Raw genomic sequence first — 21,764 nt, forward strand, 5'->3', positions numbered from 1 at the left:
ACTAGGACGCGCCGGCCGGGCGTCCGGTTCCGGGCGGCGGCCAGCCGCTGGCCACCGCCCGGTCACCCGTCAGGAGTCCCGCCACCCGATCAGGTTGTTGAACACGCTCTCGGTGATCCGGGTGCCGTGGTTGTTGGTGGAGTGCGGTGCGGAGCCGTGCAGGCCGTACGCGTGGATCGCCAGCACGCACTGCCCGGTGCAGAACGAGCTGCCGGCCGCCCTGGTCTGGTAGACCGGGCTGCCGCTCTGGCAGCCGAAGGTGTCGTTCTGGTAGAAGACCTGCCGGTCGTGGGTGACCGCGACGGTCTGGCCGGCGTGTCGCCACTGCTGCCCGAACGGCTTGTCACACGGGTAGCCGCTGACCGTGGTGGCTGTCCCGGTCAGCGTGGCGCCCTGCCACCACAGGCCGAACCAGCCGGTCGTGTTGCCGACCGCGCAGCTCAGCCGGATCGCCGCGTAGTCGTAGGTCTCGTCGCCGTTCGCGGTCCAGCCGTTGACCGAGAGCAGCTGGGTCGCGGTGCAGGTGCCGTACGGATTGGTCGCGCCGTTGCGGCCGGGGATGATCGTGAAGTCGGCGCGCGGGTAGAAGCCGTTGCCGCCGCCTCCGTTGGCGCCGCCGCCCGGGTGCACGCAGTGCCCGGCGGTGGCGATGATGCTCGGCCCGTAGAGCCACCCGGTGCAGCCGAAGGTGCTGCCGCCGGTGGCCCGGACGACCTGCACGATGGCGCGGGCCGGGAAGACCGTGGTCGGGTCGACCCGGACCCGCTGGTCGGTGCCGATGATGCTCTGGATGCCGGCCATCGGCGGCCGGGGCGCGAGCGGGGTGGCCGAGAAGCCACCGGAGCCGGCGGCCCCGGAGCCGGCCGCGCCGGACAGCCCGGCGCCGTCCGGCCCGGCCACGGCGGTGTTTGACGCGGCGCTGCCGGACGACAGGTCGGCGGCCGGCGGTGCGCCGGCGTCGGCGACCGCGGTGTGCGCGGCGGCGGGCGGCGCCGCCGCGCCGGCCGCGGTCGGGGCGGCGGCCACCGCGGCGGCGGCCAGGACGGCGGTGAGGGTGATCGCGATCAGGTGTCGCGACCGGGGGACGGTGGTTGTGGGATCCACTCTGGATCAACCTCCTCATCGAGCTGCACGTGCTCGGATGGGACGTTAGGACCTGCCGGGCGCCAACTCTGTCCGGCCATCGACAACTGTCTGTCCGCTTCCGGGCACTCCGCGTCGCCTATTCGGACCAGCGGTGGGCTCGGGGATGATCAGCCCAGCCGGGCCGGGGGAGGGCGAGTGGGCCCGAAAACGGCTCACGTTTACTCCTCCTACTCCCGGGAACCCGCCCGCCGTGCGAAACGATCAGGTCGAGCCGGACGAGCGCCCGCCGGACCCGCCGGGCGGCCTGATCCTGTTCGACGCGGTGCTGTTCGACCGGGACGGCACCCTCGTGCACGACGTGCCGTACAACGGCGACCCCGACCTGGTCCGGCCCGTTCCCGGCGCCCGGCAGGCGCTCGACCGGCTCCGCGCCGCCGGCCTGCGGCTCGGCGTGGTGACCAACCAGTCCGGCCTGGCCCGCGGGCTCTTCACCGAGCAGGACCTGGCGCGGGTGCACGACCGGCTCACCGAACTGCTCGGCCCGTTCGACACCTGGCAGATCTGCCCACACGACGAGCCGGCGCCGGGCGCGGTCGGCTGCCGCTGCCGCAAGCCGGCACCCGGCATGATCCACGACGCCGCCCGCGCGCTGGACACCAGTCCCGAACGGTGCGTCGTGATCGGCGACATCGGCCGCGACATGACGGCCGCCGGAGCGGCCGGTGCCGCCGGCATTCTCGTGCCCACCCCGGCCACCCTGCCCGGCGAGATCGCCGCCGCCCCGGCGCTCGCCGGTGACCTGGCCGGCGCGGTCGAGCTCGTGCTGCGCCGGCAACGCCTCGTCGCCGCCGCGCCGCGACCCCGCCCGGCCGCCCGGCAACGGGCCGTCGCCGCCCGCGCCCGGCCCCGCTGCGTGCTGGTGGCCCGCCCCGACTCCGCCGGTGACGTACTCGTCACCGGCCCGGCCATCCGGGCGGTGGCCGCCGGCTCGGACCGGGTGGTGATGCTCTGCGGACCGCGCGGCCGGGCCGCCGCGGAACTGCTACCCGGAATCGACGAGCTGATCGAGTGGCGACTGCCGTGGATCGACCCCGAACCCGACCCGGTCGACCGGGCCGGAATCGAACGGCTGACCGCCCGGCTGGCCGCCACCGGAGCCGACGAGGCGGTGCTGTTCACCTCCTTCCACCAGTCGGCGCTGCCGCTGGCGCTCGTCCTGCGGATGGCCGGGGTCGGGCGGATCTCGGCGATCAGCGACGACTATCCGGGCTCCCTGCTGGACCACCGGCACCGGGTGCCGCTGGCCGTCCCGGAGACCGAACGGGCCCTGTCCCTGGCCGCGGCCGCCGGCTTCGTCCTGCCGCCCGGCGACGAGCCGACGTTGCGGCTGCGGGCCGGCGTGCCGGAGCTGCCCGTCGGCGGCCCGGAGGGGCCTGCCGAAGCCGGCTACATCGTGGTGCATCCCGGATCGTCGGTGCAGGCCCGGGCCTGCCCGCCGGAGACCTGCCGCCGGATCGTGCAGGAACTGGCCGACGCCGGGCACCGGGTGGTGGTCACCGGCGGGCCGGGGGAGGACGAGCTGAGCGCCCGGGTCGCCGGCCGGGCCGGCATCGACCTGGGCGGCCAGACCTCGCTGACCGGGCTCGCCGCCGTCATCGCCCGGGCCGGCTGCCTCGTGGTCGGCAACACCGGCCCGGCACACCTGGCCGCCGCGTTGGGCGTACCGGTGGTGAGCCTTTTCGCGCCGACCGTCCCCTTCGGTCAGTGGGGTCCCTACCGGGTGCCGACGGTGCGACTCGGGGACGCCTCCGCCGCCTGCCGGCAGACCCGCGCGACCAGCTGCCCGGTGCCCGGCCACCCCTGCCTGTCCACCCTGGAGCCCCGGGCCGTGGTCGAGGCCGTGCGGCTGCTCGGCGCTCCGGCCGGCGCCCGCTCCGGCGCCCCCTCCCGCGCCCCCTCCGGCGACGGGCGGAGGCGGGTGCGATGAACATCCTGCTCTGGCACGTGCACGGCTCCTGGACCACCGCGTTCGTGCACGGCAAGCACCGCTATCTGGTGCCGGTCACCCCGGACCGCGGCCCGTACGGGCTCGGCCGGGCACGCACCTACCCGTGGCCGGACAGCGTGCTGGAGGTCAGCCCCGAGCGGCTCGGCGCCGAGGACGTGGACCTGGTGATCCTGCAGCGGCCGGAGGAGCTGGAACTGGCCAGCGAGTGGCTGCGCCGCCGGGTCGGCCGGGACCTGCCGGCGATCTACGTCGAGCACAACACCCCCAAACACGGCGACGTGCCGAACAGCCGGCACCCGATGGCCGACCGGTCCGACCTGCTGATCGTCCACGTCACCGGATTCAACGACCTGTTCTGGGACGCCGGCAGCACCCGGACCACGGTCATCGAGCACGGCATCGTCCCCCCGACGGCCGGCTACACCGGCGAACTGGACCGGTTCGCGGTGGTGGTCAACGAGCCGGTCCGGCGATGGCGGGTGACCGGCACCGACCTGCTGCCCCGGTTCGCCGCGATCGCGCCGCTGGACGTGTTCGGGATGGGCGTGGCCGAGCTGCCCGACCGGCTCGGACTGCCGCCGGACCGGATCACCGTCCACGCGGACCTGCCCCAGCACCAGATGCAGGCCGAGCTCGGCCGACGGCGGGCCTACCTGCACCTGTGCCGGTGGACCTCGCTCGGGTTGAGCCTGATCGAGGCGATGACGATCGGCATGCCGGTCGTGGTGCTGGCCGCCACCGAGGCGGTCGAGGCGGTGCCGCCGGACGCCGGTGCCCTCTCCACCCGGGTGGAGACCCTGCTGGCGGCCGCGCAGCGCCTGCTCGACGAGCCCGCGACGGCCCGGCTGCAGGGCCGGCGGGCCCGGGCCGCCGCCCGGAGGAGTTTCGGGCTGGACCGGTTCCTCGCGGACTGGGACCGCCTGCTGGAGGAGGAACTATGCGCGTCGCGATGATCTCCGAGCACGCCAGCCCGCTCGCGGTGCTCGGCGGCGAGGACGCCGGTGGCCAGAACACCCACGTCGCCGACCTCTCCGTGGCGCTCGCCGCCGCCGGGCACGACGTCCGGGTCTACACCCGCCGCGACGACCCCGACCTGCCGGTGCTGGTGCCGATGCGCGACGGCGTGACCGTGGTGCACGTTCCGGCCGGGCCGCCGGAACAGGTGCCCAAGGACGACCTGCTGCCGTACATGAAGGAGTTCAGCCGGTGGCTGGCCGCCCAGTGGCAGGGCGACGAGTGGCGGCCCGAGGTGGTGCACGCCCACTTCTGGATGAGCGGTCTCGCCGCGATCGCCGCCGGCCGGCAGACCGGCGTACCGGTGGTGCAGACCTATCACGCGCTGGGCACGGTCAAGCGGCGGCACCAGGGCGCCAACGACACCAGCCCGGCCCGCCGCGTCGGGTACGAACGGGCGCTGGGCCGGGCGGTCGACCGGGTGATCGCGCAGAGCCAGGACGAGGTCCGCGAACTGGTCCGGATGGGCGTCCCCCGGTCCCGGATGACGGTGGTGCCGTCCGGCGTGAACGAGACCTTCTCACCGGCCGGGCCGTCCGCCCCCCGGGCCGGCCGGGCGCGGGTGCTGACCGTCGGCCGGCTGGTGGAACGGAAGGGTTTCGCCGACGTGATCCAGGCGATGGCGCTGGTGCCGGAGGCCGAGTGCCTGGTGGTCGGCGGGCCGCCGGCCGACGAACTCGACACCGACCCGTACGCCGTCCGGCTGCGCGAGCTGGCCGCGTCCGCCGGGGTGGCCGACCGGGTCCGGCTCGTCGGTGCCGTGCCCCGGGAGGACATGCCGTACTGGTACCGCTCGGCCGACCTGCTGGTCGCCGCGCCCTGGTACGAGCCGTTCGGGCTGACCCCGCTGGAGGCGATGGCCTGCGGCGTGCCGGTGATCGGGACCGCCGTCGGCGGGCTGACCGACACCATCGTGGACGGCCAGACCGGCGACCTGGTGCCGCCCCGCGACCCGGCCGCCCTCGGTGCCGCGATCCGGGCTCTGCTCGACGACCGGGTACGCCGGTTCGGGTACGCGACCGCGGCGTTGGACCGGGCCCGGCAGCGGTACTCCTGGAAGCGGGCCGCCGACCAGCTCGACGGGATCTACGCCGCGGTGGCCGGCGTCCGCCGGCCGAGTGGGGTGGTGGCCTGATGACCGGCCACCGGATGCCCGCCAGCCTGCTCGACAGCCATCTGGCCGGCCTCGCCGCGACGCTGCTGCCGTACCGGGAGGTGGCGGCCGAGCTGGACCGCTGGGGCGCCGAGCTGGCCCGCCGGCTGGCCCAGGGCGGCCGACTGCTGGTGGCCGGCAACGGCGGCAGCGCGGCCGAGGCCCAGCATCTCGCCGCCGAGCTGGTCGGCAAGCTGCGCGAGGACCGCAGCCCGCTGTCGGCCATCGCGCTCTGCGCGGAGACCTCCTCGCTGACCGCCATCGGCAACGACTACGGGTTCGACGAGGTGTTCGCCCGGCAGGTGCGCGCCCACGGCCGCCCGGACGACATCCTGCTGCTGATGTCGACGAGCGGACACAGCGCGAACCTGGTGAGCGCCGCCCGGGCCGGCCGGGAGCTGGGGCTGCACTGCTGGGCCTTCACCGGCCCGGCGCCCAACCCGCTCGCCGCGGCCTGCGCCGAGGTGCTGGCGGTGCCGTCGGCCGACCCGCAGGTGGTGCAGGAGCTGCACCTGGTCTCCGTACACGTGCTCTGTGAATATGTGGAGGCGGCGCTGGCGGCGGTGCTCGGACCCGCCGCCGGTTACCCGGCGCCGGTCCGGCCCGGGGCCGCCTACCCGGCCGCACCCGCGCCGCCGGCCGTCGACCCCGCCCTGGTGCTGCAGAACGCGACCGGCGACGGGATCGAACCGTGACCCGGCGGCTGGTGGTCGTCGGCGACACGCTGCTCGACCGCGACGTCGAGGGCGTGGTGACCCGGCTCTGCCCGGACTCACCGGTGCCGGTCCTGGAGGAGACGACAAGCCTGGACCGCCCTGGCGGCGCCGGGCTGGCGGCCCTCTTCGCCGCCGGTCGGGGATTCGAGGTGGCACTTGTCACCGCGCTCGCCGACGACGCCGCCGGCGCCCGGCTCAGTTCGCTGCTCACGGCCGCCGGCGTGCGGGTGTACGCGCTGCCGCTGGCCGGTGCCACCCCCGAGAAGATCCGGCTGCGGACCCGCGGGCGGGTGCTGCTGCGGCACGACCGGGGCGGTCCCGCCGGACGGCCCGGCGAACCCGGTGAGGCGGTCGTCGAGCTGCTGGCCGGTGCCGCGGCGATCCTGGTCAGCGACTACGGGCGCGGGGTGGCCCGGCAACCGGCGCTGCGGGCCGCGATCGCGGCGTCGGACGCCCCGGTGGTCTGGGACCCGCATCCGCGCGGGCCGGCCGCCGTGCCGGGCATCCGGCTGGCCACCCCGAACGAGGTGGAGGTCCGGGACCTGACCGGAGACTCTCCGGGCGGCTCCCGGATGGCCGCGGCGGCGCGCGGCGCGCAGGGGCTGCGCCAGCGCTGGCGGGCCGGGGCCGTCGCGGTGACCCTCGGCGGGGACGGCGCGCTGCTCTGCCACGCCGGGGCGCGGCCGCTCGTGGTTCCCGCGCCGGCGCACGCCGAGGGCGACACCTGCGGGGCCGGTGACCGGTTCTCGGTGGCCGCCAGCATCGCGCTGGCCGAGGGGGCGCTGGTGAGCGAGGCGGTGCAGCGGGCGGTCGCCGAGGCGTCGGCGTACGTCGCCGGGGGCGGGGTGGCCGCGGCGGTGCCGGTGCCGCAGCTGGTGCCGGCGGCACCCGGCGGCGAAGCCGTCCCGGCCGGTCCGGCCGGGCCGCCGCCGGACGGCGTGGTCCGGGTCGGCATCCCGGCGGCCGGCGAGGTGATCACCCGGGTCCGCGCCGCGGGCGGCACGGTGGTCGCCACCGGCGGCTGCTTCGACCTGCTGCACGCCGGCCACCTGGCCACCCTCCAGGCCGCCCGGCAGCTCGGCGACGCGCTGGTGGTCTGCCTGAACTCCGACGCCAGCGTCGCCGCGCTCAAGGGACCGGACCGGCCGCTGGTGTCGCAGGCCGACCGGAGCCGGCTGCTGGCCGCGCTCGGCTGCGTCGACGCCGTGGTGGTCTTCGACGAGCCGACCCCGGAGGCGGTGCTCGCCTGGCTGCGGCCGGACGTCTGGGTCAAGGGCGGCGACTACGGCACCGGGGGCGGGGACGAACCCGAACTGCCGGAGGCGGAGGTGCTGTCCCGGTGGGGCGGGCAGACGGTGGTGGTCCCGTACCTGGACGGCCGCTCCACCTCCGGCATGATCGCGGCGGCCAGGTCCCGCCGCCGGCTCACCGGCGGTGCCCGGTGACCGGGCCGACCGGCCTCGGGTCGGTACTGGTCTCCGGCGGTTCCAGCGGCCTCGGCGCGGCCGTCGTCGACGCCGTCCGGGCGGCCGGCGGGCGGCCCTGCGTGCTGGACCGCCGGCCGCCGGCCGCGGACGTGCCCTGGCGGGAGTGCGACCTGGCCGACACCCGGGCCGCCGAGGAGGCGACCCGGGAGCTGGCCGTCCAGGCCGGCGGCCTGGACGGGGTGGTGACCGCCGCCGGGGTGGACGTGCCCGGCCGGCTGGCCGACCTGCCCGCCTCGATCTGGGAACGGGTGGTCACCGTGGACCTGCTGGCCACCGCCGCCGTGGTGCGGGCCGCGCTGCCGTACCTGCAGAGTTCGCACGGCACGGTGGTGACCGTCGCCTCCACCCTGGGCGTCAAGGCGGTGAGCGACGCGACGGCGTACTGCGCGGCGAAGTTCGGGGTGGTGGGCTTCACCCGGGCGCTCGCCGCCGAGCTGGCCGGCACGGTCGGGGTGACGCTGCTGGTGCCCGGCGGCATGCGCACCGCCTTCTTCGACGAGCGCGACGAGCAGTACCGGCCGCCCGCCGAGGCGGCGCTCAACGATCCCGCCGCCGTCGCCTCGGCGGTGCTCTTCGCGCTCGGCCAGCCGGCCGGCTGTGCCGTGCGGGAGCTGGTGGTCTGCGCCGATCGCGAGTCGTCGTACCCATGATCCTGGTGCTCCGGGCGCTCGGGGTCGGCGACCTGGCGACGGCGGTGCCCGCCCTGCGCGGCCTGCGGGCCGCGTACCCGGACCGGACCCTGGCGCTGGCCGCGCCCGGCTGGCTGGCCCCACTCGTCGGCCTGGTCGGCGCCGTCGACCGGCTCATCCCGCTCGACGGCCTGCCCGGCGCCGGGTTGCCGGCGCGGTCGCCGTACCGGGCGGTGAACCTGCACGGCCGCGGACCGCAGTCGCACGAGCTGCTGCTGGCGACCCGGCCCGGCCGGCTGATCGCCTTCCGGTGCCCCGCGGCCGGGCACCCCGGCGGACCGGACTGGACCGCCGACGAACACGAGGTGCGTCGCTGGTGCCGGCTCCTGGACTGGTACGGGGTGCCGACCGACCCGACCGACCTGACGCTGCGCCCGCCCGGCCCCCGCCCGGTGCCGGTCGGCGCCACCGTGCTGCACCCGGGCGGCAAGGACGCGCTGCGGCGCTGGTCACCGAGCCGGTTCGCCCGGCTCGCCGGCCGGCTGGCCCGGTCCGGGCACCGGGTGGTGGTGACCGGTTCGGCCGGCGAGCGGGAGCTGGCCGAGCGGGTGGCGGCCGACGCGGGGCTGCCGGCCGATCGGGTGCTGGCCGGCCGGACCGGCCTGCTGGACCTGGCCGCGCTGGTGGCCGGGGCCCGGCTGGTGATCAGCGCCGACACCGGCGTCGCCCACCTGGCCACCGGCTACGGCACCCCGTCGGTGGTGCTCTTCGGGCCGATCCGGCCGGACCACTGGGGTCCACCCCCGGACCGACCGTGGCACCGGGTGATCTGGTCACCCGCCGCCGAGCGGTCGCCGGCCGGGGCGTCGGCGAGTTCCGCGTCGTCGCCGGTCGGGCTCTCCGACTCCTGGCCGGCCGACCCCTGGCCGGCCGACAGGGCGGACCGGCCGGACGGCGAGCGGTTGCATCCGGCGCTGGCTGCGATCGGGGTGGACCGGGTATGGGCGGCCGTCGAGGAGGTCGACGTGGTGGGACGGCGGCGCGGTGCGGTTGCGGCGTAGTGACCCCGCCAAGCCGGGCTACGGGCGGCGGCGCCAGGGCCGCGGGGTGGTCTTCCTGGACCTCGCGGGCCGGCCCATCCGGGACGCCGACGAGGTGGCCCGGCTGCGCGCGTTGGCGATCCCGCCGGCCTGGCGGGACGTCTGGATCTCGCCGCATCCCGGCGGGCACATCCAGGCCACCGGGACCGACGCCGCCGGCCGCCGGCAGTACCTGTACCACCCGCTGTGGCGGGTCCGGCGGGACCAGGCCAAGTTCGACCACGTGCTGACGGTCGCCACCCGGTTGCCGGTGCTGCGGGACCGGATCGACGCCGACCTGGCCACCCGGGGGCTGTGCCGGGAACGGGTGCTGGCCACCGTGGCGAAGCTGCTGGACATGGGGACCTTCCGGATCGGCGGCGACCAGTACGCGGCCGGTGACGACCCCACCTACGGGGTGGCCACCCTGCGGCCCGAGCACGTCCGGACCCGGCGCGGGCTGGTGGTGTTCGAGTTCCCGGCCAAGGGTGGGGTGGCACAGCTCCGGCAGGTCGACGACGCGGACCTGCGCGGCGTCCTGCGGGATCTGCGCCGCAGCCGTCGGGACGCGGACCGGCTGTTCGGCTACCGGGACGGCCGGATCTGGCGGGACGTCCGCAGCGACGAGATCAACTGCTATCTGCGGGAGGCCAGCGGCACCGACATGACCGCGAAGGATTTCCGCACCTGGCACGCCACCGTGCTGGCCGCCACCCGGCTCGCCGCCAGCGAGCCCCAGCGGTCGGCCACCGGCCGGCGGCGGACGGTCGCCGCCGCCATGCGCGAGGTCGCCGAGCTGCTCGGCAACACGCCGACGGTGGCCCGGGCGTCGTATGTGGACCCCCGGGTGGTGGATCTCTACCACGACGGGGTGGTGGCGGCAGCCGGCCCGGACGCCCCCCGCCGGGTCGCCGAGGGCGCCGTGCTGGACCTGCTCGGCCGGTCTTGATCAGCCCGTCAGTCGTTGAGCACGTGCGACAGCTCGTCGCGGAACCGCCGCTCGGAGTCGGTCACCACGTCGCCGCCGATGCCCAGCACGCCGCCGGTCGGGGCCGCCGTCACCACCTGCTCGGCCACCCCGAGCAGCCAGTGCTTGTACGCCCCGGCCTCGCCCTCGTCGACCTTCGCCGCGAGCAGTGCCGAGGCGGCACCGGCCCGGCCGAGCACGTCCTTGATCAGCGCCGCCGGATCGGCCGGCTCGATCACCGGCAGCTCCTCGCCGACCTCCGGGTCGCCCACCCGGGAGACCAGTTCGCCGGCGACCGCGGCGACCAGCGGGCTGGCCGACTCGCGGCCGGCGCCGATCGCCTCCAGGCCGGCGGCGTTCTCGGCCCTGGTCCGCCGGCTGCCGTCGTGTTCGGCGGCGCTGGCGGCGGTGAGCACCGCGTGCGGCAGGCCGACGAGCAGCCCCCACTCCTCGTCGGTGAAACCGAACTCGCTGTACGCCGGTAGGTCGGTCACGGCGGTACCCCTCTCAGTCAGGAAAGCCCACGCTGCTGGTTCCGGTCATTGTCCGTGCCCGGCGGGATCAGTCGCCTACCGGGGAGAGTAGGCCCTGCTCACTCACCACCGGCACGGACAGGGTCTTGTATCCCACCTGGTCGAAGAGGACCGTCATCCGGTCGTCCTCGTAGCTGAGCACCAGTCCGTCCCCCCACTCGCCGTGGCGGACCTGACTGTGCACCGGGAACGGACCGCTGGCGCCGTTGTCGGCGACGCTCGCGCCGGCGTGGCAGTTGTCGCAGTGCCCGCAGACCCGGGTCAGGTGCTCGCCGAAGTAGGCGAGCAGGGTCTGGCCCCGGCAGCTCCGGGCCTCGGCGAAGGCCCGCATCATGTCGGTACGGGACCGCTGGACGCCCTGCTGCCGCTCCACCTCGGCCAGGGCGGCCCGGGCGGCGTCGGCCGGCTGGGGGGCGTACCGGGGGCTGGTGATCCGCTGGTTGGCTCCGGTCCGGGCCGCGCCCACCTGCTCCAGCAGGCCGAGCAGTTGGCCGAGCTTGCGTGCGCTCAGCCCGGTCCGCTCGCGCAGCCCGGTGCGGGTCGCCGGCCCCTCCCGCAGCAGCGCGGCCAGCTCGCGGAGCTCACCCTCGTCCGGTGCGCCGCCGGTGAAGAACCGCTGCAGCCCGACGTCCTCGGCCCGCCACAGCAGCAGGGCCCGGGCCGGCTCACCGTCGCGACCGGCCCGACCGATCTCCTGTAGGTAGCTGTCCGGCGAGTCCGGCAACGCCATGTGCGCCACCCAGCGGATGTTGGGTTTGTCGATGCCCATTCCGAACGCGGAGGTGGCGACCATCACCGGCACCTGGTCGGCGAGGAACTCCTCATGCAGCTCCTCGCGGGCGCCGGCGGCCATCCCGCCGTGGTAGAACTTCGCCTCGAATCCGGCGCCGGTCAGCCGCTCGGCGAGCTCCTCGGCGGCCCGCCGGGTGGGCACGTAGATGATGCCGGGCCGCTCGTCGGCGCGCAGCAGCGCCACCAGCCGGCGCCACCGGTAGTCCTCGGTGGCGCAGTGGGCCACCTCGAGGAAGAGGTTGCCCCGATCGAGACCCGACACCACCAGCTTGGGGTCGTTCAGACCGAGCCGGCTGATGATGTCGTCGCGCACCGGCGGGGACGCGGTCGCGGTGAGCGCCACCACGGGGGGCCGCCCGAGACCTCGGATGAGGTGCCCGAGGGAGAGGTAGTCGGGCCGGAAGTCGTGCCCCCAGGCCGAGATGCAGTGCGCCTCGTCGACCGCGACCAGCGCCGGCCGCAGCGCTTTGACCTGTGCCAGCCGGTCCGGGTTGCTGAGCTGCTCGGGGGTGGTGAACAGGAACCGGGCCTGTCCCTCGCGGATCTCCCGCAGCGCCGTCTCCTGCTGGGCGGGGGTCTCGGCCGAGCTGATCCGGACCGCCCGCAGCCGGGGCCGGTCACCGGAGTTGAGGGCGGCGAGCTGGTCCTGCTGGAGCGCGAGCAGGGGCGAGATGACCACCGTGGGGCCGGCCAGCAGCGCGGCCGGCACCTGGTAGACGGCCGACTTGCCGGCGCCGGTGGGGAGCACCACGAGGGCGTCCCGCCGCTTCATGATGGCCCGCATCGCGGCCAGCTGGCCGGGTCGCAGGGAGCGCCATCCGAAGTGTTGCCGTGCCGCGCGGCGCAGCCGGGTCGAGTGCAGAGGAAGCTTCATCGAGGGTCGGAGGTACCCCGATCGATCATCGGCGAAACGGCCGGGACGGTCATCGGCCGCCCTTGCCGAACAGTGACCGGATAGCGGCGAGCAGGAGCAGGGTGCCGAGCACGGCGCCGACGATCCGGACGCCGGGAATCTCCTGCCAGGGGGTGTCCTCCGCGGCTCGCAGCAGCGACTGCATGCCAAGCACTCTCGCATGGGAGCGTGCCCGGTTGCATCTCCGCAAGCCCCGACAGGCCGACTCCGAGTAATAGAAAGGTTTATTGACTATTTCTTGGGCCGGTGTGACCATGACAGCACCCGCCGCGACCGTGGCGGGTCCGCTCTGCGTGGATGACGGGGGGTGCGCCGATGAGCGGGTCCCTGGGTGAGCTGCCCAGCCTGGCCGCCGCGGTGCTGCAGCCGGGCTTCGAGGGCACCGAGGTGCCGGACTGGGTACGTCGGTGGCTGGGGGAGGGGCTCGGCGCGGTGGTGCTCTTCGCCCGCAACGTGGTCGACCCCCAGCAGGTGGGCGCGTTGACGGCGGGCCTGCGGGCCGAACGGCCGGATGTCCTCGTCGCGATCGACGAGGAGGCCGGCGACGTCACGCGGTTCGAGTCCCGCCAGGGCAGCTCGCGGCCCGGCAACCTGGCACTCGGTGCCGTCGACGACCCCGAGCTGACCGAGGCCGTCGCCCGCGACCTGGGGCTGGAGCTGGCCGCGGCCGGGATCAACCTGAACTACGCGCCGGACGCCGACGTGAACTCCAACCCCGACAACCCGGTCATCGGCGTACGGTCCTTCGGCGCCACCCCCGACCTGGTCGCCCGGCACACCGCGGCCTGGGTACGGGGGTTGCAGTCGGCGGGCGTGGCCGCCTGCGCCAAGCACTTCCCCGGGCACGGCGACACCAGCGTCGACTCGCACCTCGACGTGCCCCGGATCCGGTCCAGCCGAGCCCAGCTCGACGCCGGCGAGCTACCGCCGTTCCGGGCCGCGATCGACGCCGGGGTGCAGGCGGTGATGACCGGCCACCTGCTGGTGCCGGCGATCGACGACCGGTGGCCGGCGACGCTGAGCCAGCGGGTCCTGGTCGGGCTGCTCCGGGACGAACTCGGCTTTCAGGGCGCGGTGATCACCGACGGCATCGAGATGCGGGCGATCACCGACCGGTACGGCATCGAGCGGGCCACGGTCCGGGCGCTGGCCGCCGGCGTGGACGCGATCTGCGTCGGTGGCGACCACGCCGACGAGGGCTCGGCCATCCGGTTGCGGCAGGCCATCGTGGACGCCGTGGTGGCCGGGGAGCTTCCGGAGGAGCGGCTGGTGGAGGCCGCCAAGCGGGTCGGCCAACTGGCCGCCTGGGCGGCGGCGGCCCGGGCGGACCGGACCCCTCCCGCTGCCGCCGGGTCGCCGCCGGACCGGGCGGCGGTGAACGGAGCCGGCGGGTCGCCGATCGGCATGGCGGCCGCGCGGCGGGCGCTGCGCCTCACCCTGGCCCCGCGGCCGGAGCGGGCCGCCCGGCTCCCGCTGGCCGGCCCGGCGCATGTGGTCGAGTTCGCGCCACCCCGCAACATCGCCATCGGTGCCGAGACGCCGTGGGGCCTCGGCGGTCCACTCGCCGAACTGCTCCCGGGCACCACCACCATCCGGCTGGCCGCCGACGGGACCGACGAGGCTTTGGCGGCCGCGGCGCTGCTGCCGGCGGTCGGCCGGCCGCTGGTGCTGGTGGTACGGGATCTGCACCGGCACCGGTGGATGGCGGACGCGGTGGGGCGGCTGCTCGCCGCCCGGCCGGACGCCGTCGTGGTCGAGCTGGGGTTGCCCGAGCGGGTGGTCGGCGAGGTGCACCTCGCCACGCACGGCGCGACCCGGGCGGCGGGCCAGGCGGCCGCCCGGTTGCTCGCCGGTCGGTCCTGACTGGATGGTCTCCTCACCATCGGTGCCCCCACGGGTACGTGCTGTCGCGGTAACGTTGTCTCGGTGACCCCACGCTGGCAGCGGGCCGCCCTGATGCCGTCCTGGATCCGTTGGCTGCCCTGCGCCTTCGCCTATCTGACCGTGATTCCCGACGAGCAGCCGTTCCGGCGGTCCACCTGGGACGGTGTGGTTCCCTGGGGCGACGCCGCGTGGTGCGACCCCGGGGACGTGGACGACTGGGTGAACCGGGCCCGTCGTCGGCGGCCGCGCCGGGAATCGGGCCCTGCGGAGTTGCACGCGCGCGAGCACTACGACTGGATTCTGCGGGTCCGGGCGGCCCGGATCGAGCTGTTCGGCGAGATGTGCCGGCGCAGCTCGCTGCCGGTGCCGCACACGGTCGGCGAACTGCTCTCCTGCCTGGCCGGCTTCGGACTGTTCGAACTGGACGGTGGGGACGACGCCGGCGGCGCCGACCCGTGGGTACGGGTCCGACTGGACCGCAACCCGCTGGAGGTGCTGCCGTTGACGGCCGAGGAGCGCGAACTCGAGGAACGCGCGCAGCGCGACGACCGGGCGGTGCTGGTGGCGATCGCGGTACGCCGGCTCGCGCAGCGGACCCGGCGGCGGTGGCGGCGCCGGGTCTTCAGCACCAGCGTGGCCGGCCTCGCGGCGCTGGCCGGCGTCACCGTCGACCAGGTGGGGGAGTCCCTGACCGACCTCGCCGGCATCGCCGGGCTGCAGGTCGAGGACCACGACACGCAGGGCTGGCTGCGGATCACCGTGCCGTGGCCGGACTTCCGGCTCCGCTTCCCGTTCGCCGAACTGCCCGCACCGGAACACGCCGTCTGACCGCCGGCAGCCCGCGTCAGGCGGTGGGCAGCAGGTCCGCCCGGCTGTCGTCCAGCAGCGCCCGGAGCCGGGTCAGCGACCGGGCGCTCTGGGTCTTGACCACCGCCGTGCTGATGCCGAGCACCTCGGCCACGGTCTCCACGCTCAGATCCTCCCAGTAGCGCAATACCACGATCGCCCGGTCCCGCTCCGGCAGGCTGCCCAGCGCGTCCAGCAGCGTCAGCCGGAGGTCGGTCCCCTGCTGACCCGCCGGGTCGGCCGGTGCCTCCGGCACCGCCGCGATGCTGATCTCCCGGCTGCTGCGGCGCCGCTGATGGTCCAGGAGCGACCGGAGCAGGATCTTGCGGGTATACGCCTCGACGTTCGCGGTTCCGGCGACCCGCTTCCAGGAGACGTACGTCTTGGTCAGGGTGATCTGGGTCAGGTCCTGGGCGAGGTGCCAGTCCCGGCACATCAGGAACGCGGTCCGCCGCAGCCGGGGTGCGGCCGCGTGGGCGAAGGCGATGAACTCGTCGTCGGTGGGTGCGGGCCGCCGGCCGAGCACCCGACGCCAGCGGGCCGGTCGGCCCGCTGGCGGTTCGGACGGGGTCGCCGCGTCCGGCGGAGGGGGGCCGCTCACTCAGCCTCCCTGGATGGTCGGCAGCGAGCGGAACCGCCGGTTGCCGACGTCGACGAGGTCGGCCGGCAGCGCCATGCCCCACCGGGGATCGAGCATGACGTCGACCGCCTCCTGGGTGTCCAGCGCGGGGCGCGACGGCGGGTTGGTCCGGCCGTCCCACATCAGACAGTCGGCGAGGTTCATGCTGATCACGAGCCCGTCGGCGCGGTACAGGGTGATGGAGCGGCGTTGCACACAGTTGTCCGGATGCTCGGCGACGGCCACCTGCCCGCCGCCCGGTACCGGGTAGCAGGTCTGCCAGGACTCGCAGGGGGGATCGACGCCGGGCCGCTCGGCCTGGTCGATCCAGGCCCGGATCATCGCCGGCCCGGCTCCCCGGTCGAGGTAGATCTGCACGCCGATCGACCGCCCCGAAGACCCGCCGGGTTCGGCGACGGCGTATTCGCTGGTCTGGCCCGGCGGCAGCAGCCGGGTGAGCAACTCCAGGACGCCCGCCGGGCTGGCCGGGACCAGCGCGTCGTCCGACGAGCTGTCCGGTAGCCGGCCCGGCGCGGGAGGGTCGGCGGTCCCGGTCTGCACCGGCACGAGGCGTAGCGGTTCCCGCGCGGGCGGGCAGGGCAGGTCGGGTCCGGCCAGCCGGTTGGCGAACGGCGCGCTCTGCCCGGCCGGGTCCGTGCGCGTCGGCGACGCGCCGGGCGGGAGTTCGATGGCGGGGGACCCACCGGTTCCCGACGTCGGCGCACAGTCGGTCGGGCTGAGGGTCGGGCTCGCTGTGCCGTCGGTCGGGGCCGAGGCGTCCGGCGGCGGGCCGGCGAAGCCGCCGGGTCCGGCGACGCGCCCCGGACCGGCGATGCCACCGCCCAGCCCGGGCAGCCCCAGGGCCAGCACGGCGACGACCGCGGCAGCCGCGCCGGCGGCACCGGCGGAGCCGAGCCGCAGCGCCCTGGTGCGCCGCATCCGGCGGCCCCGGGCCACGGCCACCTCGACCAGGTCCCCGATCGGTGGCGCCGGCCGTCCGGCCAGCTCCTCGTCGAGGAGCCGCTTGATCTCGTCGGTCATGTCCCGCCTCCCGGCACCGCCGTCCGCGCGCGCCCGACCGGGAAGACGGGCCGGTACCCCCGATCGGTTACCGCCGGGCGCGAATTTCTTCGAAGAGTTTCCGCGTAGACGTCATCCGGAGAACTCAGCCGCCCGGCGGCTCGCCGGCGGTCAGCGTACGCCGGTGTTCGTGCCAGCGCTGCAGGAGGAGCGGCAGCTCGGCCCGGATGAAGGCGAAGAACTCCTGGTTCTGCCGCATCCGCAGGGCGCCGGGCGAGCCGGGCGGAAGCACCCGGGCACCCTCGGCGGAGACCTCCTCGTAGGCGATGAGGGCGTCCGCGCGCTTCAGGAAGATGGCTCCCCAGATGTCCTCGTCGTAGATCCGGTAGTGGTCGCTGCGGGAGCCGGGCTCCCGCTCCTTGGCCAGCATCCCGGTCTGCAGCAGGTAGCGGACGGCTCCGGAGATCGCCGCCTGGCTGACCCGCAGCCCGCTGGCCAGCTCGGCGGCCGTGTAGCGCTCGGCGTCCTCGGCCAGCACGTACGCGAAGACCCGGGCCGGCATCCGCGGTATCCCGGACTGGGCGAACACCAGTGCCAGCCGTTCGACGTAGCGCAACAGCACCTCTTCGGCCTGGTCAGGACCGTCCGACATGATCACCCCTCTCGCCGTCTCATGTTACCGATCACTGATACGCGTCAGATCATGGTGATTTTATATTTCACATATTCGTGATACGGGTGCTAGCTTACCGGCATGACTGCTGCCATCTCCGTCGCCGGACTGGTCAAGACCTTCGGGCGGACCCGGGCCGTGGACGGCCTCGACCTGTCGGTCGCGCCGGGCGAGGTGCACGGCTTCCTCGGGCCCAACGGGTCCGGCAAGTCCACCACCATCCGGATCCTGTTGGGCCTGCTGCGCGCCGACGCCGGTTCGGCGGCCCTGCTCGGCGGCGACCCGTGGGCCGACGCCACCGCGCTGCACCGGCGCATCGCGTACGTGCCGGGCGACGTCAACCTCTGGCCGAACATCTCCGGTGGGGAGGCGATCGACCTGCTCGGCCGGCTGCGTGGCGGGCTCAACCCGGACCGCCGGGCCGAGCTGCTGCGCCGGTTCGACCTGGACCCGCGCAAGAAGGCGCGCACCTACTCCAAGGGCAACCGGCAGAAGGTGGCGTTGGTCGCCGCGCTCGCCTCCGACGCCGAGCTGTTCATCATGGACGAGCCCACCTCCGGGCTGGACCCGCTGATGGAGACCGTCTTCCAGGAGTGCGTCGGCGAGATCCGCGCCCGCGGCGGCACGGTGCTGCTGGCCAGCCACATCCTGGCCGAGGTGGAGGCGCTCTGCGACCGGGTCAGCATCATCCGGCTCGGCCGGACCGTGCAGAGCGGGACGCTGGCCGAGCTGCGGCACCTCACCCGGACGGCGATCGACGTCGAGACCGCCCGTCCGGTCACCGGCCTCGACGAGCTGCCCGGGGTGCACGCCCCACGCGTCGACGGCGAGCGGATCCGGTTCGACGTCGAGACCGACCACCTGGACCCGGTCGTCCGGCACCTGAGCCAGTTCGGCATCCGCAGCCTGAAGAGCAGTCCACCCACCCTGGAGGAGCTCTTCCTGCGGCACTACGGCGACGACCTCGCGGCCCGGGGCAACGGCGCGTCGGCGGCACTGCGGTGACCGGGTCACTGGCCGGGACCGGGCCGCTGATCCGGTTCATCCTGCGCCGGGACCGGATCCGGATCCCGGTCTGGGTCGGCGCGATCACCATGTTCTGCCTATCCAGCGTGGCCGCGCTGCCCGGCCTCTACCCGACCGCCGAGAGCCGGCAGGCCCGGGCCGAGCTGATGGAGAACCCGTCCGCCAAGATCTTCACCGGTCCCGGCCACGGGCTGGACGACTACACCCTCGGCGCGATGACCGCCAATGAGATGTTCGCCTTCACCGCGCTGGCGGTGGCCCTGATGAACGTGCTGCTGGTCGTCCGGCACACCCGGGCCGAGGAGGAGACCGGCCGGGCCGAGTTGATCCGCGCCGCCGTGGTCGGCCGGCAGGCCGGCACCGCCGCCACGCTGATCGTGGCGGCCGGCGTCAACCTGGTCCTCGGCGGGCTGCTGGCGGTCGGGCTGCCGGCCTCGTTGGGCGAGCTGTCGATGACCGGGTCGCTGCTCTTCGGTGCCGGGATGGCCGGCGTGGGGCTGGTCTTCGCCGCGGTGGCGGCCGTCGCCGCGCAGCTCACCGCGTACGGGCGGGGCGCGGTCGGGCTGGCCACCGCCGCGCTCGGCGGGCTGTACGGGTTGCGGGTGGTCGGCGACATCGGCGACGGGACGCTGTCCTGGCTGTCGCCGTTCGGCTGGGCGCAGGCCACCCGGATGTACGTCGACGACCGGTGGTGGCCGCTGCTGCCCGCGGTCGCCCTGACCGCCGCGCTGACCGTGCTGGCCTTCGCCCTCAACGCCCGGCGGGACGTCGGCGCCGCCCTGCTCGCCCCCCGGCCCGGGCGGGCCGCCGCCGCGCCGACCCTGGCCGGGCCGCTCGGCCTGGCCTGGCGGCTGCAGCGGGCGACCGTGCTCGCCTGGGCGATCGGGGTGTTCCTCCTCGGGGTGGTCTACGGCACGCTGATCGGCGAGATCGAATCGTTCGTCGCGGACAACGCCGCGGTCCGGGACTTCCTCCCGGAGACCGCGACCGGCGACGCGGTGGACGCCTTCTTCGCCATGGTGCTGACCCTGGTCGCGCTGCTGGTCGCCGGGTTCGCGATCCAGTCGGCGCTGCGGCTGCGGACCGAGGAGAACGCGGGCCGGGTCGAGCCGGTGCTGGCGGCCGCGGTCCCGCGCTGGCACTGGTTCGCCAGCCACCTGACGATCGCCGCGCTCGGCGGCACCGCGCTGCTCGTGCTGGCCGGCCTCGGCCTCGGCGCCAGCGGGGCGGTCAGCGGCGGCGACGCGGAGCTGCTGCCCCGGCTCTTCGCCGCCGCGGTGGTGCACGCCCCGGCCCTCTGGTTGATGGTGGGGCTGGTCGCGGCCGGGTTCGGACTCGCCCCGCGGCTGGCTCCGGTGATCTGGGCGGTGCTGGCCTACGCGGTCACCGTCGGCATGCTCGGCGGCCTGCTGAACCTTCCCGGCTGGGCGTACGACCTGTCCCCGCTCGGTCACACGCCGCGGCTGCCGGCCGAGGACTTCGCCGCCGGGCCGCTGCTCGCGCTCGCTGGCCTGGCGGCCGCGCTGGTCGCCGTCGGTCTGGTCGCCTTCCGCCGCCGCGACGCGGGCGCGGCCTGACCGCGACCGGCCGCCGACGGTACGGCCCGGCACCGGCCGGGTCGTACCGTCCGGGCCGGTCTCAGCCCACGCCGAGCAGGCTGCGGTACTCGGGGTGCCGCTCGATGAACGCCGCGATGAACGCGCACTCGACGACCACCCGGTCGCCGCGTTCACCCAGCTGGTCGAGGACGCCCCGGGCCAGCGTGCTGCCGACGCCGAGGTCGGTGAAGTCCGGGTCGACCTCGAGATGGACCAGCGCCACCGCCGCCGGCCGCACCTCGTACGCGGCGAAGCCGGCCAGGCTGTTGTCCACCAGGATCTCGAACCGCCGCGCGGCGGGGTTGTCCTCCACGAGTACGCTCACCAGCTCATTGTCGCCGCGATCGGGCGGGACCGCCGGCAGCTCGCGGTTCTGCCGGCGACCACCGAGGGTCGCCTACTCGTGACCACCGCGCCCGGGGCCGTATTCTTGGTCCGGTGAGGAATCGAATCGCCCCCCGGCCCGCCATCACGTCGCGTCTCTCGTTGTTCCGCCGCACCGGCGGCCTCGCCGCCGGGCTGCTGCTCGCGGCGGCGGTGGTGGCCGGTTGCAGCGCCGAGGGCGCATCGGTCGACTGCCGCACCGACGCGTCGTGCTACATCACCTTCGACCGCAACGTCGAGGGGACGGCGAGTGTGCTGGGCGTGGAGGCCAAGCTGGTCGGCGTCGACGGCGACCAGGTGACCGTCGAGGTGGCCGGCGAGCAGATCTCGCTCTGGCTGAACGAACCCGCCACCGAGGTGGGTGGGGTCGCGGTCAACCTGGAGAAGGTCACCTCGACCGAGGTGGAGGTCCGGCTGGCCCAGGCCTGACCCGGCCGGTCCGTCGGGACGTTTGGAATTCCCGCCGAGTGGTGATTGTCAGCGCCATGTCGCTGACCCGTGATGCCCACAGCCAAGCCAGCCGTGCCCGCAACAGCCGGGCGCTGGAGAAACTCGCCCGGGCCGGTTTCATCGGCTACGGAATCGTGCACCTGCTCTTCGCCTGGTTGGCGCTGCAGATCGCCTTCGGCCAGTCCTCCGCCGACGGCGACCAGTCCGGCGCCATGCGGACCCTCGCCGAGCAGCCACTCGGCCGCTTCCTGGTCATCGCGATCGGCGTCGGCCTGCTGGCGATGGCGATCTGGCAGGCCTTCGAGGCCGCGATCGGCCACACCGGGGACCGGGGCAACGAGCGCACCGTGGAGCGGATCGCCTCGGCGGCCCGGACCGTGGTCTACCTCTACTTCGCCTGGACGGCGTACAAGGTGTTCAGCAACGCCAACTCCGACAGCGCGGAGAGCCAGCAGAACCTGACCGAGGAGTTGATGAAGTCCACCGGCGGTCGGTGGCTGGTCGGCCTGGCCGGGCTGGTGCTCGCCGCGGTCGGGGTCGGGCTGGTGATCTACGGTGTGATCAAGCGGTTCGAGAAGCACCTGCGGACCGGGCAGATGTCGGCCAAGACCCGGAAGCTGACCCAGCGCCTCGGCATGGCGGGCTACTCGGCCAAGGGCGTCGCCTACGGAATCTCCGGCCTGCTCGTGCTGGTCGCGGCCGTCCAGTACGACCCGGAGAAGTCCCGCGGTCTGGACGCCGCGCTGCACACCCTGCGGGAGCAGTCGTACGGGATGATCCTGCTCAGCCTGGTGGCCCTCGGCATCGCCGCCTTCGGGGTCTTCTGCTTCGTGCAGGCCAAGTACCGCAAGGTGTGATTAATCCCGTAAAGCAATAGCTGGTGTCTT

22 protein-coding genes are annotated in these 21,764 nt (G+C 74.9%); 14 read left to right on the plus strand and 8 right to left on the minus strand.

The features are described 5' to 3' along the window. Positions 1-69: 69 nt before the first annotated feature. Positions 70-1,104, minus strand: coding sequence for a trypsin-like serine protease (locus O7627_RS13020; RefSeq protein ID WP_278093766.1), 1,035 nt, complete (start codon positions 1,102-1,104; stop codon positions 70-72). A gap of 232 nt (positions 1,105-1,336) precedes the next feature. On the opposite strand from O7627_RS13020, the gene O7627_RS13025 reads away from it, so the two are divergent. From O7627_RS13025 to O7627_RS13060, 8 genes are read left to right on the plus strand one after another with little or no spacing between them, the layout of a single operon-like run. Beyond that, a complete protein-coding gene (locus O7627_RS13025) occupies positions 1,337-3,073 on the plus strand; it encodes an HAD-IIIA family hydrolase (RefSeq protein ID WP_278093767.1) in 1,737 nt (578 codons plus the stop codon). After that, a complete protein-coding gene (locus O7627_RS13030) occupies positions 3,070-4,047 on the plus strand; it encodes a glycosyltransferase (protein WP_278093768.1) in 978 nt (325 codons plus the stop codon). The genes O7627_RS13025 and O7627_RS13030 overlap by 4 nt, the downstream gene beginning before the upstream one ends. Then, the gene (locus O7627_RS13035) at positions 4,032-5,243 is read left to right on the plus strand and encodes a glycosyltransferase (protein WP_278093769.1); all 1,212 of its coding nucleotides are present in this window, start codon (positions 4,032-4,034) and stop codon (positions 5,241-5,243) included. The genes O7627_RS13030 and O7627_RS13035 overlap by 16 nt, the downstream gene beginning before the upstream one ends. After that, positions 5,243-5,956 carry an SIS domain-containing protein gene (locus O7627_RS13040; protein WP_278093770.1) on the plus strand — a complete coding sequence of 238 codons (714 nt, stop codon included), beginning with the start codon at positions 5,243-5,245 and terminating at the stop codon, positions 5,954-5,956. Before O7627_RS13035 ends, O7627_RS13040 begins: the two co-directional genes overlap by 1 nt. Continuing rightward, complete coding sequence (locus O7627_RS13045; protein WP_278093771.1) at positions 5,953-7,422, plus strand: PfkB family carbohydrate kinase; 1,470 nt, start codon at positions 5,953-5,955, stop codon at positions 7,420-7,422. The genes O7627_RS13040 and O7627_RS13045 overlap by 4 nt, the downstream gene beginning before the upstream one ends. Continuing rightward, entirely contained in the window at positions 7,419-8,114 is a 696-nt protein-coding gene (locus tag O7627_RS13050; protein ID WP_278093772.1) for an SDR family oxidoreductase, read from the plus strand. Before O7627_RS13045 ends, O7627_RS13050 begins: the two co-directional genes overlap by 4 nt. Continuing rightward, positions 8,111-9,154 carry a glycosyltransferase family 9 protein gene (locus tag O7627_RS13055; RefSeq protein WP_278093773.1) on the plus strand — a complete coding sequence of 348 codons (1,044 nt, stop codon included), beginning with the start codon at positions 8,111-8,113 and terminating at the stop codon, positions 9,152-9,154. Before O7627_RS13050 ends, O7627_RS13055 begins: the two co-directional genes overlap by 4 nt. Beyond that, positions 9,138-10,121: a DNA topoisomerase IB gene (locus O7627_RS13060; RefSeq protein WP_278093774.1), complete on the plus strand. Its 984-nt coding sequence runs from the start codon at positions 9,138-9,140 to the stop codon at positions 10,119-10,121. The genes O7627_RS13055 and O7627_RS13060 overlap by 17 nt, the downstream gene beginning before the upstream one ends. Positions 10,122-10,129: 8 nt before the next feature. Here the strand turns inward: O7627_RS13060 and O7627_RS13065 are convergent, their stop codons facing one another. The 3 genes from O7627_RS13065 to O7627_RS13075 form a co-directional block, all read right to left on the minus strand. After that, on the minus strand, positions 10,130-10,633 hold the full coding sequence (locus tag O7627_RS13065) for a hypothetical protein (RefSeq protein WP_278093775.1): 504 nt from the start codon (positions 10,631-10,633) through the stop codon (positions 10,130-10,132). A gap of 67 nt (positions 10,634-10,700) precedes the next feature. Continuing rightward, positions 10,701-12,338 (minus strand): ATP-dependent DNA helicase RecQ, encoded by a 1,638-nt coding sequence (locus O7627_RS13070; protein ID WP_278093776.1) that lies wholly within the window; start codon positions 12,336-12,338, stop codon positions 10,701-10,703. A 49-nt stretch (positions 12,339-12,387) separates the two neighbouring features. Next, positions 12,388-12,522, minus strand: coding sequence for a hypothetical protein (locus O7627_RS13075; RefSeq protein WP_278093777.1), 135 nt, complete (start codon positions 12,520-12,522; stop codon positions 12,388-12,390). Positions 12,523-12,692: 170 nt separating this feature from the next. Between O7627_RS13075 and O7627_RS13080 the strand changes: the two genes are divergently transcribed. Together O7627_RS13080 and O7627_RS13085 are read left to right on the plus strand one after the other, a co-directional pair. Further along, the gene (locus O7627_RS13080) at positions 12,693-14,240 is read left to right on the plus strand and encodes a glycoside hydrolase family 3 protein (protein ID WP_278093778.1); all 1,548 of its coding nucleotides are present in this window, start codon (positions 12,693-12,695) and stop codon (positions 14,238-14,240) included. Positions 14,241-14,303: 63 nt separating this feature from the next. Then, positions 14,304-15,089 (plus strand): DUF6042 family protein, encoded by a 786-nt coding sequence (locus tag O7627_RS13085; protein ID WP_278093779.1) that lies wholly within the window; start codon positions 14,304-14,306, stop codon positions 15,087-15,089. A gap of 16 nt (positions 15,090-15,105) precedes the next feature. On the opposite strand, the gene O7627_RS13090 is transcribed toward O7627_RS13085, so the two are convergent. The 3 genes from O7627_RS13090 to O7627_RS13100 form a co-directional block, all read right to left on the minus strand. Then, complete coding sequence (locus O7627_RS13090) at positions 15,106-15,708, minus strand: SigE family RNA polymerase sigma factor (RefSeq protein ID WP_278093780.1); 603 nt, start codon at positions 15,706-15,708, stop codon at positions 15,106-15,108. Further along, a complete protein-coding gene (locus tag O7627_RS13095) occupies positions 15,709-16,767 on the minus strand; it encodes a hypothetical protein (protein WP_278093781.1) in 1,059 nt (352 codons plus the stop codon). A gap of 124 nt (positions 16,768-16,891) precedes the next feature. Then, complete coding sequence (locus tag O7627_RS13100; protein ID WP_278093782.1) at positions 16,892-17,398, minus strand: MarR family transcriptional regulator; 507 nt, start codon at positions 17,396-17,398, stop codon at positions 16,892-16,894. Positions 17,399-17,500: 102 nt separating this feature from the next. Here O7627_RS13100 and O7627_RS13105 point away from each other — a divergent pair, with 102 nt between their 5' ends. Next, positions 17,501-18,424, plus strand: coding sequence for an ABC transporter ATP-binding protein (locus O7627_RS13105; protein WP_278093783.1), 924 nt, complete (start codon positions 17,501-17,503; stop codon positions 18,422-18,424). Further along, positions 18,421-20,022: an ABC transporter permease gene (locus tag O7627_RS13110; RefSeq protein WP_278093784.1), complete on the plus strand. Its 1,602-nt coding sequence runs from the start codon at positions 18,421-18,423 to the stop codon at positions 20,020-20,022. Before O7627_RS13105 ends, O7627_RS13110 begins: the two co-directional genes overlap by 4 nt. Positions 20,023-20,083: 61 nt before the next feature. Here O7627_RS13110 and O7627_RS13115 read toward each other — a convergent pair whose 3' ends face one another. Then, positions 20,084-20,368, minus strand: coding sequence for a GNAT family N-acetyltransferase (locus O7627_RS13115; protein ID WP_278093785.1), 285 nt, complete (start codon positions 20,366-20,368; stop codon positions 20,084-20,086). Between the two features lie 113 nt (positions 20,369-20,481). Between O7627_RS13115 and O7627_RS13120 the strand changes: the two genes are divergently transcribed. Both O7627_RS13120 and O7627_RS13125 read left to right on the plus strand, forming a co-directional pair. Then, entirely contained in the window at positions 20,482-20,856 is a 375-nt protein-coding gene (locus tag O7627_RS13120; RefSeq protein ID WP_278093786.1) for a hypothetical protein, read from the plus strand. Positions 20,857-20,912: 56 nt separating this feature from the next. Further along, positions 20,913-21,734 carry a DUF1206 domain-containing protein gene (locus O7627_RS13125; RefSeq protein ID WP_278093787.1) on the plus strand — a complete coding sequence of 274 codons (822 nt, stop codon included), beginning with the start codon at positions 20,913-20,915 and terminating at the stop codon, positions 21,732-21,734. The last annotated feature ends 30 nt before the right edge of the window (positions 21,735-21,764 follow it).

The organism is Solwaraspora sp. WMMD1047 (genome assembly GCF_029626155.1).
Lineage (GTDB): Bacteria > Actinomycetota > Actinomycetes > Mycobacteriales > Micromonosporaceae > WMMD1047.

Excerpts from the sequence above, each read along its gene's own strand:
- O7627_RS13055 (WP_278093773.1), top strand. The coding sequence starts at position 8,111 with ATGATCCTGGTGCTCCGGGCGCTCGGGGTCGGCGACCTGGCGACGGCG.
- O7627_RS13035 (WP_278093769.1), top strand. The coding sequence starts at position 4,032 with ATGCGCGTCGCGATGATCTCCGAGCACGCCAGCCCGCTCGCGGTGCTC.
- O7627_RS13040 (WP_278093770.1), top strand. The coding sequence starts at position 5,243 with ATGACCGGCCACCGGATGCCCGCCAGCCTGCTCGACAGCCATCTGGCC.
- O7627_RS13125 (WP_278093787.1), top strand. The coding sequence starts at position 20,913 with ATGTCGCTGACCCGTGATGCCCACAGCCAAGCCAGCCGTGCCCGCAAC.
- O7627_RS13075 (WP_278093777.1), bottom strand. The coding sequence starts at position 12,522 with ATGCAGTCGCTGCTGCGAGCCGCGGAGGACACCCCCTGGCAGGAGATT.
- O7627_RS13100 (WP_278093782.1), bottom strand. The coding sequence starts at position 17,398 with ATGTCGGACGGTCCTGACCAGGCCGAAGAGGTGCTGTTGCGCTACGTC.
- O7627_RS13070 (WP_278093776.1), bottom strand. The coding sequence starts at position 12,338 with ATGAAGCTTCCTCTGCACTCGACCCGGCTGCGCCGCGCGGCACGGCAA.
- O7627_RS13095 (WP_278093781.1), bottom strand. The coding sequence starts at position 16,767 with ATGACCGACGAGATCAAGCGGCTCCTCGACGAGGAGCTGGCCGGACGG.
- O7627_RS13105 (WP_278093783.1), top strand. The coding sequence starts at position 17,501 with ATGACTGCTGCCATCTCCGTCGCCGGACTGGTCAAGACCTTCGGGCGG.
- O7627_RS13080 (WP_278093778.1), top strand. The coding sequence starts at position 12,693 with ATGAGCGGGTCCCTGGGTGAGCTGCCCAGCCTGGCCGCCGCGGTGCTG.
- O7627_RS13030 (WP_278093768.1), top strand. The coding sequence starts at position 3,070 with ATGAACATCCTGCTCTGGCACGTGCACGGCTCCTGGACCACCGCGTTC.